Source organism: Peribacillus sp. TH16 (genome assembly GCF_016651095.1).
Lineage (GTDB): Bacteria > Bacillota > Bacilli > Bacillales > DSM-1321 > Peribacillus > Peribacillus butanolivorans.
The window spans coordinates 613,650-629,688 of the sequence record NZ_JAEKEM010000009.1; the positions used below are offsets into that span (position 1 = coordinate 613,650).

Annotated in this window: 17 protein-coding genes; 6 read left to right on the forward strand and 11 right to left on the reverse strand. The window is 36.9% G+C overall.

What is annotated here, in order from left to right:
• Nucleotides 1-215: 215 nt before the first annotated feature.
• From JFV29_RS16875 to JFV29_RS16890, 4 genes are all read right to left on the reverse strand, one after another.
• Nucleotides 216-1,517, reverse strand: coding sequence for an NCS2 family permease (locus JFV29_RS16875; protein ID WP_201185361.1), 1,302 nt, complete (start codon nt 1,515-1,517; stop codon nt 216-218).
• Nucleotides 1,518-1,680: 163 nt separating this feature from the next.
• Nucleotides 1,681-2,256, reverse strand: a complete 576-nt coding sequence (locus JFV29_RS16880) for a beta-class carbonic anhydrase (protein WP_201185363.1) — start codon at nt 2,254-2,256, stop codon at nt 1,681-1,683.
• Between the two features lie 77 nt (nt 2,257-2,333).
• Entirely contained in the window at nt 2,334-3,128 is a 795-nt protein-coding gene (locus tag JFV29_RS16885) for a hypothetical protein (RefSeq protein ID WP_056520734.1), read from the reverse strand.
• 266 nt (nt 3,129-3,394) lie between these two features.
• The gene (locus JFV29_RS16890; protein ID WP_056520737.1) at nt 3,395-3,715 is read right to left on the reverse strand and encodes a DUF4870 domain-containing protein; all 321 of its coding nucleotides are present in this window, start codon (nt 3,713-3,715) and stop codon (nt 3,395-3,397) included.
• A gap of 222 nt (nt 3,716-3,937) precedes the next feature.
• Here JFV29_RS16890 and JFV29_RS16895 point away from each other — a divergent pair, with 222 nt between their 5' ends.
• From JFV29_RS16895 to JFV29_RS16910, 4 genes are all read left to right on the forward strand, one after another.
• Nucleotides 3,938-4,720, forward strand: a complete 783-nt coding sequence (locus JFV29_RS16895) for an undecaprenyl-diphosphate phosphatase (protein WP_201185365.1) — start codon at nt 3,938-3,940, stop codon at nt 4,718-4,720.
• A 352-nt stretch (nt 4,721-5,072) separates the two neighbouring features.
• The gene (locus JFV29_RS16900; RefSeq protein ID WP_201185367.1) at nt 5,073-5,627 is read left to right on the forward strand and encodes a GNAT family N-acetyltransferase; all 555 of its coding nucleotides are present in this window, start codon (nt 5,073-5,075) and stop codon (nt 5,625-5,627) included.
• A gap of 216 nt (nt 5,628-5,843) precedes the next feature.
• A complete protein-coding gene (locus JFV29_RS16905; protein ID WP_053346572.1) occupies nt 5,844-6,236 on the forward strand; it encodes a CidA/LrgA family protein in 393 nt (130 codons plus the stop codon).
• The gene (locus JFV29_RS16910; RefSeq protein WP_201185369.1) at nt 6,211-6,894 is read left to right on the forward strand and encodes an LrgB family protein; all 684 of its coding nucleotides are present in this window, start codon (nt 6,211-6,213) and stop codon (nt 6,892-6,894) included. The genes JFV29_RS16905 and JFV29_RS16910 overlap by 26 nt, the downstream gene beginning before the upstream one ends.
• 75 nt (nt 6,895-6,969) lie before the next feature.
• Here JFV29_RS16910 and JFV29_RS16915 read toward each other — a convergent pair whose 3' ends face one another.
• From JFV29_RS16915 to JFV29_RS16940, 6 genes are all read right to left on the reverse strand, one after another.
• The gene (locus tag JFV29_RS16915; protein ID WP_207205148.1) at nt 6,970-7,461 is read right to left on the reverse strand and encodes a Ger(x)C family spore germination C-terminal domain-containing protein; all 492 of its coding nucleotides are present in this window, start codon (nt 7,459-7,461) and stop codon (nt 6,970-6,972) included.
• Between the two features lie 17 nt (nt 7,462-7,478).
• Nucleotides 7,479-8,138: a Ger(x)C family spore germination protein gene (locus tag JFV29_RS16920; RefSeq protein WP_201185373.1), complete on the reverse strand. Its 660-nt coding sequence runs from the start codon at nt 8,136-8,138 to the stop codon at nt 7,479-7,481.
• A gap of 2 nt (nt 8,139-8,140) precedes the next feature.
• Nucleotides 8,141-9,613 (reverse strand): spore germination protein, encoded by a 1,473-nt coding sequence (locus JFV29_RS16925; protein WP_201185375.1) that lies wholly within the window; start codon nt 9,611-9,613, stop codon nt 8,141-8,143.
• A complete protein-coding gene (locus JFV29_RS16930) occupies nt 9,594-10,697 on the reverse strand; it encodes a GerAB/ArcD/ProY family transporter (RefSeq protein ID WP_201185377.1) in 1,104 nt (367 codons plus the stop codon). Before JFV29_RS16930 ends, JFV29_RS16925 begins: the two co-directional genes overlap by 20 nt.
• A gap of 304 nt (nt 10,698-11,001) precedes the next feature.
• The gene (locus JFV29_RS16935) at nt 11,002-11,151 is read right to left on the reverse strand and encodes a DUF2639 domain-containing protein (RefSeq protein ID WP_082527397.1); all 150 of its coding nucleotides are present in this window, start codon (nt 11,149-11,151) and stop codon (nt 11,002-11,004) included.
• 52 nt (nt 11,152-11,203) lie between these two features.
• Nucleotides 11,204-12,283 carry an undecaprenyldiphospho-muramoylpentapeptide beta-N-acetylglucosaminyltransferase gene (locus tag JFV29_RS16940; RefSeq protein ID WP_201185379.1) on the reverse strand — a complete coding sequence of 360 codons (1,080 nt, stop codon included), beginning with the start codon at nt 12,281-12,283 and terminating at the stop codon, nt 11,204-11,206.
• A 201-nt stretch (nt 12,284-12,484) separates the two neighbouring features.
• Between JFV29_RS16940 and JFV29_RS16945 the strand changes: the two genes are divergently transcribed.
• Together JFV29_RS16945 and JFV29_RS16950 are read left to right on the forward strand one after the other, a co-directional pair.
• A complete protein-coding gene (locus tag JFV29_RS16945; RefSeq protein ID WP_207196109.1) occupies nt 12,485-13,594 on the forward strand; it encodes a mechanosensitive ion channel family protein in 1,110 nt (369 codons plus the stop codon).
• A gap of 129 nt (nt 13,595-13,723) precedes the next feature.
• A complete protein-coding gene (locus tag JFV29_RS16950; protein WP_201185381.1) occupies nt 13,724-15,079 on the forward strand; it encodes an MATE family efflux transporter in 1,356 nt (451 codons plus the stop codon).
• 62 nt (nt 15,080-15,141) lie between these two features.
• On the opposite strand, the gene JFV29_RS16955 is transcribed toward JFV29_RS16950, so the two are convergent.
• Nucleotides 15,142-15,915, reverse strand: coding sequence for an SDR family oxidoreductase (locus JFV29_RS16955; protein ID WP_053346579.1), 774 nt, complete (start codon nt 15,913-15,915; stop codon nt 15,142-15,144).
• Nucleotides 15,916-16,039 lie beyond the last annotated feature (124 nt).

Consider the following 16,039-nt stretch of genomic DNA (forward strand, 5'->3'; position numbering starts at 1 on the left):
CATTATTTTAATATCTTTTATCATAGCATTTTCAGAACAGATGTGTCATTGCGAAATTTACAATAAATCGAAATTTCCTTCAGGAGTTTTTTTCATCTCACCTATTAAAGCCACAAAGTGTAAGCAACATTATAGTCCACTCCATTTTAGTTACTATATGCAATAAAGAGCGGCTAGAATAAGAAGTTTCTTATTCCAACCGCTCTTCCAAAATGTCAACCAATCATTCCGATAATAAAATAGACGATAAACAATCCCGCACTCACATACATCGGAGTTGAGACCTCTTTTGCTTTTCCAGTTACCAGTTTCAAGAACGGGTAAAGGATGAAACCAAAAGCCATTCCATCTGCAATACTGTAAGTAAATGGAATGATTGTGATAATTAAGATTGCCGGTATACTTTCGGTAAAATCGCTAAAATCTAGCTTTTTAATATTTTCTAGCATCAGAATGCCAATAATAATTAATATTGGAGCAATGGCACTGTCTGGGATCACTTTAATTACCGGTATAAATAATAGGGAAAGAATGAATAACAGACCTGTCACTACTGATGTCAAACCAGTTCTGCCTCCTGATGCGATTCCAGCTGCTGTTTCGACAGTTGCAACCGTAGGACTAGAACCGAAGATACCTGAAAGAAGAACGGAAACACTTGTAGCTTGCAGTGACTTTTTATAAGCTTCAGGACGGTTGATACTTTGTACATGTCCGTGTACAAGACCAATATTTTCAAAGACAAGGACCATTGTCATAGCAAAGACGCTTATCCAGAATTCTATTCTGCCTGCCTCAATGAACGATAATGAAAAGAAGAGATCACTGTAGGAGGCTGTGTCCAAACCTGAAAATTGGATATCCGAGAGTTGAACTGTACCAAACCAATAAGCAATAAGACTACCTGCTATGATGGTAATCATAAAATTACCAGGAACATTCTTGATAAATAACGTGATGGCCAGTAAAAATGTCAGCACCGTTGAAAGCACAGCTGGATCACCTAAATCTCCAAGGGCAACAATTGACGACGAACCGCCTGTTATAATCCCGCCCTTTTCGAGACCGATTAGCATCAAAAATAAACCTAGACCCACAGAGATGGCATCTTTTATCGAACTTGGGATTGAATCACTAATTAATTTCGAGTATTTTGTAAAAGCGATGACTACAAAAATAAACCCCGAGATAAAAACAGCACCAAGTGCCGATTGCCAAGACAGACCCATTCCTTGAACCATTGTATATGCAAAAAGGGCATTGACACCCATGCCTGGAACGATAAGGATTGGAACATTTGCCCAAATCCCTATCATGATACAGCTTAAAGCTGATAGAAGAATTGTCGCAATTACTGCACCATTAATCGGTATGCCCGCCTCTGATAAAATCAGAGAATTCACGACGAGAATATACACTATCGTAAAATAGCCGACAACTCCGGCGAGGATTTCACGTTTTCCATTCGTTTCATATTTAGAAAAATGAAAAAACGCTTCCAAGTTTTTTTTATTCATGTTGTATCCTTATTAAATTTATCCCTCACCCACCCGTTTGTATCTGTGACAAACTACACTTGGCGATTTTAACAAAAAAACTGATAAAAATAAATAGAATTTCTCAAACTTAAAAAAACTGTCGGAAATAATTCCGACAGTTTTTTCAACGAACCAATTGTTTTTATTGGTTTTCTTCTACCGCATAACCATCAACAACCAATTCTAATTTACCTGTATCCGGCGAAATAATCAGTCCATGTACAGGAATATTCTTTGGAATTAAAGGATGGCCTTTGATTACTTCCACGCTTTTTTTAACACTTTCATATACATCATCAAATCCGCGAAGCCAACTACGGATGTCTATTCCCGCAGCTCCAAGTGTATCAATGGTACTTTTCGGAATATCACGATCAATCATCTTTTCAACTACAGAATCAGCATCAACTGATGCCATTCCACAGTCATGATGAGGTATAACAAAAACTTCATCTGCTTTTAGCTCATAAATAGCTACAAGAATACTCCGCATGACGCTTCCAAATGGATGGGAGACGATTGCGCCAGCAGTTTTCAATATTTTCACATCGCCATTTTTGACATTCATAGATTTTGGCAATAACTCGACAAGCCGAGTATCCATACAACTAATAATGACCATACGTTTCTCAGGGAACTTATCAGTTGTGTACTTAACATATTCACCTTCTTCTACAAACTGTTCATTAAATTCAAGAATTTCATTAAGTAAACTCATAATTACCACCCTTTTTTCTATGTATTTCACTTTTATTATATCAAATATTTCGAAGATTGGTTAAAAAGATATTTTAGTCAATTAGAGCGATGGTTTAGAGTAGCTGCACAAAACCCAAATATGATGATCTTTGGACTTTCTTCAACGTTAGATGAAAAGGTAAGTATAGGTGTATTTGTCTTAAATCTTTTCCCCCACTCTAATGGCATCCACCCTTCTTGGTACGAAACAACCTTTTCTCCTTCTTTTGTCTTAATCTCAAAAGAAGTTAAACTTCCCGATGTTTGAACAGGCATCCATTCTGTCCCGTCAAACTTATAAATCATTCCATTAATTTTCACGAGTGACTTATTTTCTTGATAAAACCCAATAACCCCACCTTGATGATCCAAAATCGTAACCTTATTAAAAAGACCTCTTTTAATATAGTACTTAGCAAGTAAATGCCCCTCATGGTCGACCAATTCATATCGCTTAGGCAATAGCATCGATAAGAAATTCGGAACCATCCACATGAACCACTTCATATTTAAATCTCGAATTTCGCCCAAAAGAGACCCATTAGGCGCAAATAGGAGTAGCCGTAAAGTTGGAGCAGGCATAAAAGTCAGTAATACATGTTCAGTTTGTAATAAACCTGTATTCGTTTCAATTAGTTCGATAGGCAATTCCTTTATTCTATTTTCATAAATCCGATGACTTACAAATTGGGCAATACTTAAAAAAATAAATGGAGCCGTTATCAATAAAATGTTACCAGGAATTATTGTAAAAGCATGACAAATAAAAAAAACAATGGCCAATACAAGAGAGATCCAAGATGCATGAAAATTTGAATTGCTCGTTTTTTGATAATATTCGCGAATATTCATATTCTGCTCCTTACTCCTTATATAGAAGAATCACCGTCTGAATTGACAATTATCGGCAAGGTGTCAAGCAGCCTGTCATTCATTTCTCTTAAAGGTTATTGAAGGAAATATTATAATACTTTATTCGCTTTAATGTGACCTATTCCCTTTTTTAATAATAAGGCAATTATCGAACTAAACACAGCGTCGTAATTATTTTTCCTAACAAAGTAAATATTCCCAGATGATAAAAAGGGACTCGTGTATAACGAACCCCTTTTTACATTCTATAAAATTCTAAAAATTAGTGGAAAGCGATAGTCTGTTCCTTCATAGGCCCTGACTGCAGCAATGATAGTAAATACGATTAAAGCTATTCCGATAACCGGCAATAGTAAGAATCCAATCAGTACCAGTGACAGAATCCCTGCAACAATCGAATATACGGTGTAGGAAATAAAAAAGTTCAGATATTCCCTTCCGTGATAATCTACAAATTGTGACGAGTCCTTCTTAAGTAGCCAAATGACCAAAGGACCGACAAAAGCTGTAAAAAAGCTGATGACATATATAAGGGCAGCAAACACTCTTTCATCTTTAGTAGGCATAGTGTCTTCTCCTCCTCTCTCATATGAATAATTACGAATCAAATAACAAATAGTTTCATTTTCCTTTCATTATATTCGAAAAAAGTTGAAGAGGACTATCTTTTCCTTCACAAATCTTGTTGGTAATTTAATTTCCAAAAAATCTGAACATTTTCATCCTTCTTGTGCATACAGATAAAATAAAGGATTGTCCTAAAACACCTAGACTGGGGTGATGTTTTTTTGCTAAATCAATTTCAAGCCTTTATCCTTGGAATCATTCAAGGCTTGACTGAGTTTTTACCTATTTCAAGTACAGGACATTTATATTTAGGGCGGCATATATTCCATCTTGACGAGGCAGGCATTTTTCTGGATACCATGCTTCATATCGGAACCTTGCTTGCCTTATTAGTTGTCTACAAGGATGACATTATTTTCTTACTGAAAAACCCTTTCTCCAAAATGACGCTGCTCTTGATTGCAGGAACGTTCCCTGCTGTGGTTGCCGGCCTTTTACTAGGCGATTGGTTTGACGGCCTATCAAAAACAGGAGTGACAATCGGCTGGGAATTTTTAGTCACCGGACTGATTTTATGGTTAGCAGACGGGGTAAGAAAAGGGAGCAAATCGCTGAATGAAATTTCCATAAAAGATGCCCTTATTATCGGGACATTTCAAGCCGCTGCCATCATGCCTGCCCTATCACGTTCTGGATTGACCATCGCCGCTGGACTTTTCTGCAAGCTTGACAGAGCCACTGCCGCCTATTTTTCCTTTTTGTTATCGATTCCTGCAATTACAGGGGGCATCGTATTTCAGATGAAACCCATTTTTACAGGAGATGTTGAACGGCTTCCAATCACAGCCCTTTTTGTCGGTACCCTGGCCGCAGCAATCTTTGGCTATATCGCCGTTGTGTGGATGATTGATTTTTTAAAGAAGCGTTCACTGAAAATATTTTCTATTTATGTTTGGGCACTCGGTACGATCATTTTATTCATGCAAATTACAGGGAAATATTAATAAAAACAAAAGCATTTCTCAAAAATATAGGGAATAAAATCAATTTTTCTAAAGAAAAAAGCACGCGTTTGCCTTCCAATTTTAACCTTCATAAAAAAGTTGAAATTTGACGAAAAAAAAAGGCAAAAAACCTATTCCCAAACCGTTTTTTTTTTAGTATTATACCTTCGTAAGGTTCTTTAGATTTATATATTTTCAGACAATAAAAATAGGGAAGGCAAATGGTGCGCCACCGGTTTCCGGTTCTAGTGGGTTCGATTCCCACCCCGAAATTTTTTGACGAACGACTTAAAAAATTTCGAGGGTGGGCAGCGACTACGCATAAGAACTGCCCTCAAACGGAGGGACGGAAATGTTAAAAAAGAGAGATTTTACAGATTGTTTTTCTCTTTATGAACAAATGACGCATCCAGATGTCTTCCCTTTCGTGCGCCATAAAGTAGATTCATATGAAGAATATGTATTCGTTACTAAGCAAACGATCGAGGCCGAAGAAACTGGTGAACTCATTTCACGAACAATTTTAGATGAATGGGAAAACCCCATCGGTTGTATTTCTTTATACGATATTGAAAATGGTGCAGGTTTCCTTGGCACGTGGCTTGGCAAAACCTATCATGGTAAAGGATATAATGCCATCGCAAAAGATGCTTTCTTTAAAGAGCTTTTTTTCGAGCTCGGTATGGAAACAGTCTTCATGCGTATTCGCAAAAAAAATATCCGCTCTTTGAAAGCCGCTGAAAAGCTCCCCTATGCCGTCAATGCTAACGAAACAAGAAAGTCCCTTTATGATCAAATTAATCATGGTGAAGATATCTTTGATTTGTATGAAATTCCTAAAGATTTATACACCTTTCACATCCTTAGACAGAACGATGATGACGAACAGCAGTTACTTGAAGCATAAAAGAAATAACGCAAGTTAATATTCTTGGATAAGATAGGTTACTTATTATTCATATAAGATAGGAGCTTCCTAAATTGGAACGCTCCTTTTTCAATTTTTACAGGAAGTTATAAAAGAATGTTGCAATACCCTATTATTTTTAGGATTATTTTTTTATAATGAATACACTTGACCCATTCACAAATATATTCAAACCGTTTTTGAAAGGAACTAATCATGAAAAAATCATTTACTTTTATCATGCAACTTTTAATGTTGCTTATCCTTTGCAAGCTTGGCTATTATTTATCTGATCACCTTCAATTGCCTATTCCAGGTAATGTAATCGGCATGATTCTTTTATTCATTTTGTTACAGACAAGAATTCTAAAAGTCGAGTGGATTGAACTTACTTCAGGATTTCTGGTGAAGCACCTTGCCTTTTTCTTTATCCCTATTTCTATTAGCTTAATGACCATGGGGTGGCTTTTCATAAAATTTGGTCTGCCGTTAGCACTCACATTGGGCGTCAGTTTAATTTTTGGATTTATCGTTTCAGCCTGGACGGTTCAGAAGTTATCCCATAGAGGAGAGGTTAAACAGCATGACAACGCTCATTACCATTTATAGCATATTAATAACAATCCTTGCCTATTTTATTGGAAGGAAAATATATGCTAAACATCCATCACCCTTTACGACTCCCGTATTTTTTAGTACGGTAACAATTATTCTTGTGCTTCTGATCAGCGGTTTAGATTTCAATGATTATTCAACAGGTAAAGACATCATTACCTATTTCCTGGGCCCAGCTACCGTTGCCTTGGCCGTACCACTTTATAAAAATAGGACCATAATTGTTAAATATGGAATTCCTGCTATTAGCGGCATGCTTTTAGGGCTTACGGTAACATTAATTCTTGCCTTCGTCATCGCCAATGCCTTTTCTCTTCCACAGTTCATTCTTCAAGGATTAGCGGTTAAGTCAATTACAGTACCAATCGCTGTAGAAATCACCGAACTTTATGGAGGTAACCCTAATGTTTCAGCCGCCTTCGTTATTTTGACCGGAGTATTAGGTACGATGATTGCCCCTAGAATGATGGATAAACTTAACATTACTATGCCATTCGCTCGCGGCATTGCTTATGGTACTATTGCTCATGGTCTCGGTACTGCGCAAGCTACACAGGAAAGTGAATTTACTGGTGCTGTCGCAGGAGCAGCCATGGCTATCGCCGGTATCCTTATTTCCTGCTTCTTTCCTCTAATAGATAATTTTTTATAAAATAAAAGAACCGCAACGTCAAGAGACGTTGCGGTTCTTTTGAAACTGCCAGTCCCTGCTTTTTTAATGCTGAACTTAGTTATTAGGCAGTTTTTCATTTTTAAACGGATTGTATTCGAGAGTACCAGCATTGGCAAGGTTAACATTTATGTTAATTTGTTCGAAAGAATTTGCATGCAAATAATCCTTCGGTTCATTAATATTGTTGTTCTTCCAAAATCGCAAGTCTTTTCGGTACAATTTTTGGCCAAGACCAAGTGGATCCCCATTGCGTTTTAAGCCAATTTCAAATGTTTGTTCAATGTCTTTTTTTATATAATCTTGAACAAATTTTTCAAGGTTTTTCAAGCTATCGTTTGTTGATAATTCTAAAATACTCCCCTTAATGTCAACATCTAAGGTGAATTTAGCCTCATTATTTTTCACAATCGGTTTAATTTTTACATGAGGGTGAGTTAACGAAATATAAGTTGTCCCATTCGCTTTTGTGAATTCGATTGGTGTTCTATTCGTTTTCTTTGTAATCCAACGCGATCCTTTCAAGTCTTCAACTGAATACCAATTCATGGATTTTTTATAATAAATCACATAAGCCCCGTCAATTGTAAAGGTCTTCCGCTTTTTTTATCTTCAGTCCAATCATTGCCACTCCATGAAATAGTTGGGAGTGTTGTTGTGATAGATACATCCCTGTAGGTGGAAATAAAGGTTCTCAATGTAATCGGTTCAATATAGGAAAGGTTTTCATAGATAGGTTTTGGAAAATGCAACTCTGAGTATAAAGGGGTTAAATTAAAAAAACCTTTTATAGAAAACAATTCATCCAAAGGTTTTTTTGTCGCAAAAATATTACTTGAATACCTGATTAAATTAAACCTGAAGGCGGCATCCACTATATCATTAATATTATGCTCTATTGCTTTATCTGTGAGCACAAAAGTTGAAACTTGTCCAAGATATAATCGCTGTTGAGCTGTTTGATATAAGTGATTAATGGCTTCTGATATGGATTTTCCACTATGTTTGCCTATATAAACTTTTGTTGGTTCCGAACTTTTAGCTTCAGTTTTGGCAACAGCAGACAAATCAACAAGTTGCACATACACAACATACTTACCGTCTTCATAATCTACTCCTAAAGCAGTTACATAATGGATATCCTGAATGTCTTTATAATCCCAGCAACCTGTTAAAATGAACAAGACCGAAAAGATAAGGAAAAGCTTCGACAAACGTCGTGTCATTGTTACTCCCCCTTTTGCGTGCGATCAAGAGCACCTTCATTTTTTTTCTTTGAATACCACGGTCTTTTGAAAATAGCATCTGTGAGTTTTTGGAAATTAGGCGGTGAAAATTCATTCATATATGGAACTCCAAATGACTCAAGACAAGAGACCCAACAAGTAACAATTAAGAAACCAACAAGAAGACCATAGATGCCTAGGACAGAACCTAATATTAAGATAAATAAACGAAGCACAGAGACAGTCCCCGTTAAAGATTGATTAACTAATGTATAGGATGCGACTGATGTGACCGAAGCGATAACAAGCATCGTTGGGGACGTCAAACCGGCACGGATAGCTGCATCACCGACAATTAAACCACCTACAACCGCCACAGTTTGACCAACTGCTTGTGGCAGCCTTACTCCAGATTCTCGAAATAGCTCAAATAAACCGAGCATAAGGAACATTTCAATGGCAACAGAAACAGGAAGGCCCAACCTTGAGATGCTGACTGTTGCAAGTAAAGGAAAAGGCATCTGGTCAATGTTATATGCTGATAAAGCTACCCAAAACCCTGGAAGTAAAATAGAAAAAATCAAACCAAATACTCGAAGAAACCGTTCAAAAGAAACGAATAGAAAAGGAAGACTCGAATCTTCAGCTGCTTTAATCTGAAGCAATAAAGTGGTCGGGGCTATGATAACAGTAGGTGCACCGTTCATAAGTACTATAAACCTGCCTTGGGTTAATGATCCGACACAAAAATCGGGTCTGCTTGTATAATGAGTCAAAGGAAATAATTTGAATTTCCCTTTAGAGATGAGTTCCTCAAGCTGATGGCTACTAATTAACACATCAACATCTAGAGTATTCAGTCTTTCACGGACGAGCCTAACAAGTTCAGGATTGATGATGTCATCTATATACATCAGTGCTACTGTAGTTTGACTGCGATTCCCAATAATAAACTCTTCGTAAGAGAGGGAACCTGTTCTCAGCCGTTTACGAATGAGAGCAACGTTTGTCGAAAGGTCTTCAACAAATCCATCACGTGGTCCACGAAGGGATACTTCAAATGAAGATTCCTCTGGCTTCCGGTTGGGAACATCAGACAAAGGTAATGAAAATAGCTGTTGTGATAGTTGAAAGAAAATTAACACTTCGCCGCTAAAAATCCGTCTATTTACATCGTCGTTGTCAATTGGACTGCAAGAAATTTCTGTCAATGCTAATGAAGGATGAAATGCCGTTATCATATTTCTAATATTATCTTTCTTATCTAACATTGATTTGAGGTTTCGTAATACATTGCCATTCAACTCAAGAGTATCTACCATTCCAGGATAAAAAAATAAAGTGATTTTAGCTGTTTCGTCATTTTCACCTAATATCACCTTAAATGATACGTCCGGACTATTGCTGAAAAGCTGCCTGAAGAACTCTTCGTTATAAAATGACTGTTCAATTTGTTTATTTTTGAATAGTTTCATCAGAAACCTCCTTCCGTTTAGGTTGTATAACTGCGGTAACTGTAAACAAAAGAATTAGGATTACAAGGAAAAAGAAAGTTCCTTGAAAATAATAGTTCTTTAAAAAATCATAAAAAATGATATTACTAAGAGGAATAATAGTGATGATAACCATCATAATGGCAAGACTCATGAGTATCCCCTTTTTAATGAGCAGTGATTTGACTCTTAATAAATCAGGAATTAAAAACATGGCTATAGAAATTCGAATAAATGCGCCTGAAAGCCATTGATATATGGAAAAGAAGTCAGTATGGGCAATATATTTTCCAATTGTCAACAGTCGCCATTGTTCATAAGCCGGATAGCGCATTTCATTAGACAGGACGGGTCCAAACTCAACAATGGCACCAGTAAGCGGCCCGAGAATTAATATAGTTACAATAACCATCATTCCAATAACTGTTTTCAGCTTAATGGAATCCCCATTAGATAGGTGATGCTGGAACAATATAATGATAATCAACTCCAAATATCCATTTGCTATGTAGTACATTGACTTAATGCCATGAAAATAGCCTTGTTCGAATAGAGGAAATAGAAAATCATAATTTTTTTCGGGAATATTACCAGTGGCTACAAAGATACCAAGGATAATGACAAAAGGTAATAAAATAGCTGAATTAATAGCAATTGATCTAAGATTCGAGTAAGAAAGTGCAGCACATATCAACGCAAAAGGAATAATAATGGCAAATGGTGGTGTTTGATTTAAAGAAGTTGTATTGATCCAGTCAACCATATCTTTAGCTGTCGTCAAGATGATCGTAATCAAATAAATTACGAGGAAAAAGAATATCAGCTTGGTAAATCGTTTACCAATCCGATTTTCCAGCCAGGGAAAGAGGTGTTCTTTTTTTTTCTTTTTTAATATCCAATATAAAAGGAACCCCCAAGCTATTGATAAAAGTCCTGTAAGAGCGGCAAATAACCAAGCATCTCTTCCCGCTACCTCTAGTACGAGAGGAATAATCATAACGTGATTCAGCAATCCTACTGAAAGGACAACAATATTTAGTGAGGATTTGGAATTAATCTTTGTCATGTTTTAAACTCCGAACTTAAAGTATTTTATATAGGAACCAGCAACTGCTGTTTACTGTTTATTATTGAGGTTTATCTTTTGCTGAATATAGGGTTTATATCCAAGGATTATTTTTCATACAAAAAAAAGCCGATCCTCTAGTTAGAAATTCCCAAAAAGAGTCGGCTTCTTTATTATTTATTCTAGTTTCGTACTATTCTACTATTATAGACTTTTCACAAATTTTTTTAGGTTTACTAATCTCCTTACAAAAAGTTAACGAAGTTTAGAAAAAAGAACCGCAACGTACTAAGTTACGGTTCTTTTATGGTTTCTCTTTTTGCAGGTCTTCGTATAAACGTCTCAAAATATGGGTTTTATAAAGCTCCAGCTTTCTTCGCTCAATTGGATGGTATCTTATTTCTGCATCTTTTAATTGTTGAACGAACCAACCTTTGGAATATTTATAAGCCATACTACCCCCTCCTCTGTTCGAAAAAGATATGCTTTGAAGAGGGAATTGATACTTATTTTTTTGCTGTCATTACATCAATTAATAAATCATACATTTCAGCCGCCGTTTTGAATGGGCGCTTTTGACGCATTTTCGCTTGATACTCATCTGATTTATTCACTAAATCAGCTAATGTGCTATTAAAGATTAGATCATTTAAATCTTCTTCTTGAATGACTTTACAAAAACCTTGTTTTTCAAAGCTTGAAGCATTTAAAATTTGATCCCCACGAGATGCATTGGCACTTAGCGGAATGAGCAACATTGGCTTTTGCAGACCAAGGAATTCAAAGATTGAATTTGAACCAGCCCTTGAAACAACTACATCAGCCGCTGCTAAAAGGTCAAATAATTCTTCGTGGACATATTCAAAAGGAGCATACCCTCTTTGTTTCAATTCCGTTTGGACATTCCCTTTTCCACAAATATGAATAATCTGGTAGTCCTTCAATAATGGTTCAAGGTTTTCAGTAATCAATTTATTGATTTTTACAGCTCCAAGGCTGCCACCCATAACGAGTAACACTGGCTTGTTGTTCGTAAAACCACAAAATGCTTTTCCACTCGAAGCGTTTCCAGAAAAAATCCCATCCCGTAATACTGCTCCAAGATACATGGCCTTCTCTTTTGGCAAGTCCTTTTCTGTCTCCTGGAACGTGGTGAAAATTTTCGATGCAAGCGGCATTGCAATTTTATTAGCTAGGCCAGGTGTATAGTCCGATTCATGTATGGCAATCGGGATTCTCAGCATCCTTCCCGCCAATACGACTGGTACGGATACGAACCCGCCTTTTGAAAATATGAAATCAGGCTTTGTCTTTTTTAAAATTTTTCGTGCATCAAAAATCCCTTTAATGACTCGGAACGGATCTTTTAGGTTCTCCGCTGATAGGTATCGTCTGAATTTCCCAACTGAAATCGTTTCATAACGGATTTCAGGAAATTCCTTTTCGATAATATTTTTTTCTATACCTTTTTTTGAACCAATATAAGTAATATCCCAATCATGCTCTAAAAATTCCGGGATAATGGCTGCATTAACAGACACGTGGCCGGCTGAGCCGCCTCCGGTAAACACTATTTTCTTAGTCAATATTTCCACCTTCCAAACTTAAAAAATCACTTTGCATCCATATTACCATATATCCCTAACATTAATAACTTGAAAAAGTATTCAGTGAACCGTAATGTAACGTAATAAATGTAATCATCGATTAATTTTCCTTTTTCATTATGATTATATTATAATCTTAGTATTCTACAATACTACAAGATACATTGGAGGAGTAATACATTGCAAGAAGTTTCTCAATCTCTCCATCAATTTGATGGAATAGAGGCATGGACCAAACTAGGAATTTCAATAGGTATTTTTCTAATCGTCCTTTTGCTTCGGAAAGTATTTACCACCTATATATTCAAGTTCTTTCTACGAGTTGCAAAAAAACGCAAAGTTGAATTTGCAGCCAACTTAATGCTTGCCTTAGAACAGCCGATGAGATGGCTTATCGTTTTGCTCGGTGTGATTCTATCGTTGTATTATTTTCCGATTGACATACCTTCGGATGAATTAAAATCGAAGATATACCGTTCATTTTTTGCTTTCTTATTCTTTTGGACGATGATCAATATCAGTTCGATCTTAACCATCCTTTTTCCGAAATTGGTCAGTAAATTCGGTCTTGAGGTAGATCTAATTGTCATGCCATTCTTTACAAAAATCATTAAAATAATCATCATGGCTTTGGGCTTCTCTATCATTGCGGAAGAGTGGGGATTTAACGTCAATGGATTTGTTGCCGGACTTGGCTTAGGAGGATTAGCCTTTGCACTTGCCGCTAAGGATACCGTCAGCAATTTCTTTGGAGGAATTGTCATCGTTACAGAAAAACCCTTTACCATTGGTGATTGGATCAAAACACCAAGCGTGGAAGGAACCATTGAAGATATCACATTTCGAAGTACCAAAGTACGGACTTTTGCCCAAGCTTTAGTTACTGTCCCGAATGCTACCCTTTCGAATGAACCTATCATCAACTGGTCAAAAATGGGTAAAAGACAGATTGCTTTTCATCTAGGTATAAATTTCACAACACCAAAAGATAAGTTGGAAAACGTCATTAAGAGAATAGAAAATATGCTCATTGAACACCCAGAAATACATCCAGAAACGATTCTTGTGAAATTTGACGAGTTTAGTCATTCTGGTTTCAATCTCTACCTATATTTCTTCTCAAATGCAACAGACTTTGGGGGATATCTATCACTCAAAGAAGATGTTAACTTTAATATAATGGAGATACTTGAAAATGAAGACGTTCAAATCGCCATCCCTTCACAAGCATTCATCCTTCAAAAAGACTCAACCGCGGACATGAATGAATTTGAATCCATGCGCGACTGACAAAAAGACTTGCCGTTTTTACGGTAAGTCTTTTTTGGTATCAAATAAAAACTTAAACCAACACAAGCTTATGTGATATAATTCTTTCATTGTGTGGAAAATTTCAAATATTGATATTGAGGTACATCGATGAATCAGACTTATACAAAATCACAAAAGATCCGCCTATTATTTTATATATTAATCCCCATTCTGATCACTCAAATTGGCCTTTATGCCATGACATTTTTTGATGTGATGATGTCGGGACAGTACAGTACGCAGGACGTTGCTGGCGTTTCAATCGGTAGTTCACTTTGGACACCTGTTTATACGGGGTTGAGCGGGATTTTGATTGCCTTAACGCCGGTGGTCTCACAGCTCGTCGGTTCCAAGCAGTCGAAATCCGTTTCCTATTCAGTAATGCAGGCAGTTTATTTAGCCGTCACTTTAGCTTTAGTCATTTTAATCATTGGGGCGTTTGCATTAAACCCCATATTAAATGCCATGAATCTTGAAGATACTGTCCACCGGGTAGCCCATGACTATTTGATCGCCCTTTCAATCGGGATTATTCCCCTATTCGTTTATAATGCGTTGAGAGCCTTCATTGATGCGCTTGGCCAAACTAGAATTTCTATGATAATAACCTTATGTGCACTGCCAATTAACGTCGTATTTAATTACCTGTTAATATACGGAAAGTTTGGATTCCCCGAACTTGGCGGCGTTGGTTCAGGGTATGCAACAGCAATTACTTATTGGTTAATTGCCCTGGTTGCCATCCTTGTTGTGGTGAAAATCAGCCCATTTTCAACCTATAAAGTTTTCCGTGAGTTTTTCCGGATTTCCTGGAAAGAGTGGCGTGCACTATTAATAATTGGGGTGCCTATCGGGCTGGCTATCTTTTTTGAAACAAGTATTTTCTCAGCGGTTACCCTTTTGATGAGTAAATATGATACCGTGACAATTGCTTCGCACCAGATTGCAATGAATTTTGCATCATTGCTTTATATGATGCCGCTAAGTATATCAATGGCATTGACAATTGTAATTGGATTTGAAATCGGGGCAGCTCGATACAAAGATGCCAAAGAATACAGCTGGATTGGGATTACCATGGCATTAACGATGTCGCTTGTTTTGTCGGCCATTCTATTTCTCTTCCGTGAACCCGTCGCGTCGGCATACACAAAAGACTATAATGTAATGATGCTGACATCACATTTTTTAATATATGCAATCTTCTTTCAGATTTCTGATGCACTCCAGGCACCTATACAAGGAATACTACGAGGATATAAAGATGTAAATGTTACCTTCGCTATGTCTCTAGTATCCTATTGGATTCTAGGGCTACCCATCGGTTTTATATTTGCAAAATATACAGGTATGGGAGCCTTCGGATATTGGATTGGCTTAATTTCCGGTTTGGCTCTTGGAGCTATAGGTTTGGCAGCACGTTTAAGGTATATACAGCAAGTAAAATATAAAAAAATGGTTTAAAAAAAGGTGAGGCCGAATTAACGGACTCACCTTTTTCCATTTTAATAACCAAATTAAACAAACTAAGCTTTGTGAATTTTCCCCAAAACATCTTTTCCACCTGTAACCGGAATGATGCTTCCGGTAATAAAATCGGATTGTTCATCACATAAGAACGTGATGACTCGAGCTAAATCTTCTCCCGTCCCCGGTCTGCCAATTGGAACAGTTACATCCTTTTGTCCTTTTGCAACTATTATCTCTTCTTCCTTCCATTCACCAATAATATCGCCGGGACAGACCATATTCACGGTGATTCCATTTGTTGCTTCTTCAACCGCTAAAGTTCTAGTTAAGGAAGTCAATCCGCTTTTGGCTGCGGCAAAAGCGGAACGATAAATCCAACCTGGTGCCGTCTCACAGCGGTCAAACCCTAAAGTAATGATCCTACCCCAACTTCTTCTGCGCATATGAGGAATAATTTCCTTAGCAAAATAGAAAAAACCATTTAAATTACCGTTCATAATGTAATTCCACTCATCACTGCTATATTCAGTCATAGGCCTACGTTCATGCATATATGGCCCAGCATTATGAATGAACATGTCAACATGTCCGAAGGCTTCTATGACCAATTCTGTTACCTGTTTGCAATCTTTCTCACTTGAAGCATCACCTTCAAGAGCGAGCGCCTTAATATGGTACCTTTCCTGCAATTCAGTCACCAATGCTAAAGCTGCTTTTTTACTTTTTCGATACGTAATGATAATAGACACTCCATTATTTGCGAGTGAATAGGCGATTCTCTTGCCGATTCCCGTTGCTCCTCCAGTTATAAAAGCTACTTTATCATCCACAGGCTTTCCCTCTTTATCTAATGGATTTTACTTAATTATACATAAGTTTGATTCATTTTCTATAATTTAGCAAATATACAAATGAACATCTAGGCTTCAGCCTGCATAAAATAACAGAAATAAC

What these genes read in the sequence shown, in the direction of transcription:
- JFV29_RS16875 (WP_201185361.1), bottom strand. Translation starts at nt 1,517, where the DNA reads ATGAATAAAAAAAACTTGGAAGCGTTTTTTCATTTTTCTAAATATGAA.
- JFV29_RS16880 (WP_201185363.1), bottom strand. Translation starts at nt 2,256, where the DNA reads ATGAGTTTACTTAATGAAATTCTTGAATTTAATGAACAGTTTGTAGAA.
- JFV29_RS16885 (WP_056520734.1), bottom strand. Translation starts at nt 3,128, where the DNA reads ATGAATATTCGCGAATATTATCAAAAAACGAGCAATTCAAATTTTCAT.
- JFV29_RS16890 (WP_056520737.1), bottom strand. Translation starts at nt 3,715, where the DNA reads ATGCCTACTAAAGATGAAAGAGTGTTTGCTGCCCTTATATATGTCATC.
- JFV29_RS16900 (WP_201185367.1), top strand. Translation starts at nt 5,073, where the DNA reads ATGTTAAAAAAGAGAGATTTTACAGATTGTTTTTCTCTTTATGAACAA.
- JFV29_RS16905 (WP_053346572.1), top strand. Translation starts at nt 5,844, where the DNA reads ATGAAAAAATCATTTACTTTTATCATGCAACTTTTAATGTTGCTTATC.
- JFV29_RS16910 (WP_201185369.1), top strand. Translation starts at nt 6,211, where the DNA reads ATGACAACGCTCATTACCATTTATAGCATATTAATAACAATCCTTGCC.
- JFV29_RS16915 (WP_207205148.1), bottom strand. Translation starts at nt 7,461, where the DNA reads ATGAATTGGTATTCAGTTGAAGACTTGAAAGGATCGCGTTGGATTACA.
- JFV29_RS16920 (WP_201185373.1), bottom strand. Translation starts at nt 8,138, where the DNA reads ATGACACGACGTTTGTCGAAGCTTTTCCTTATCTTTTCGGTCTTGTTC.
- JFV29_RS16925 (WP_201185375.1), bottom strand. Translation starts at nt 9,613, where the DNA reads ATGAAACTATTCAAAAATAAACAAATTGAACAGTCATTTTATAACGAA.
- JFV29_RS16930 (WP_201185377.1), bottom strand. Translation starts at nt 10,697, where the DNA reads ATGACAAAGATTAATTCCAAATCCTCACTAAATATTGTTGTCCTTTCA.
- JFV29_RS16935 (WP_082527397.1), bottom strand. Translation starts at nt 11,151, where the DNA reads ATGGCTTATAAATATTCCAAAGGTTGGTTCGTTCAACAATTAAAAGAT.
- JFV29_RS16950 (WP_201185381.1), top strand. Translation starts at nt 13,724, where the DNA reads ATGAATCAGACTTATACAAAATCACAAAAGATCCGCCTATTATTTTAT.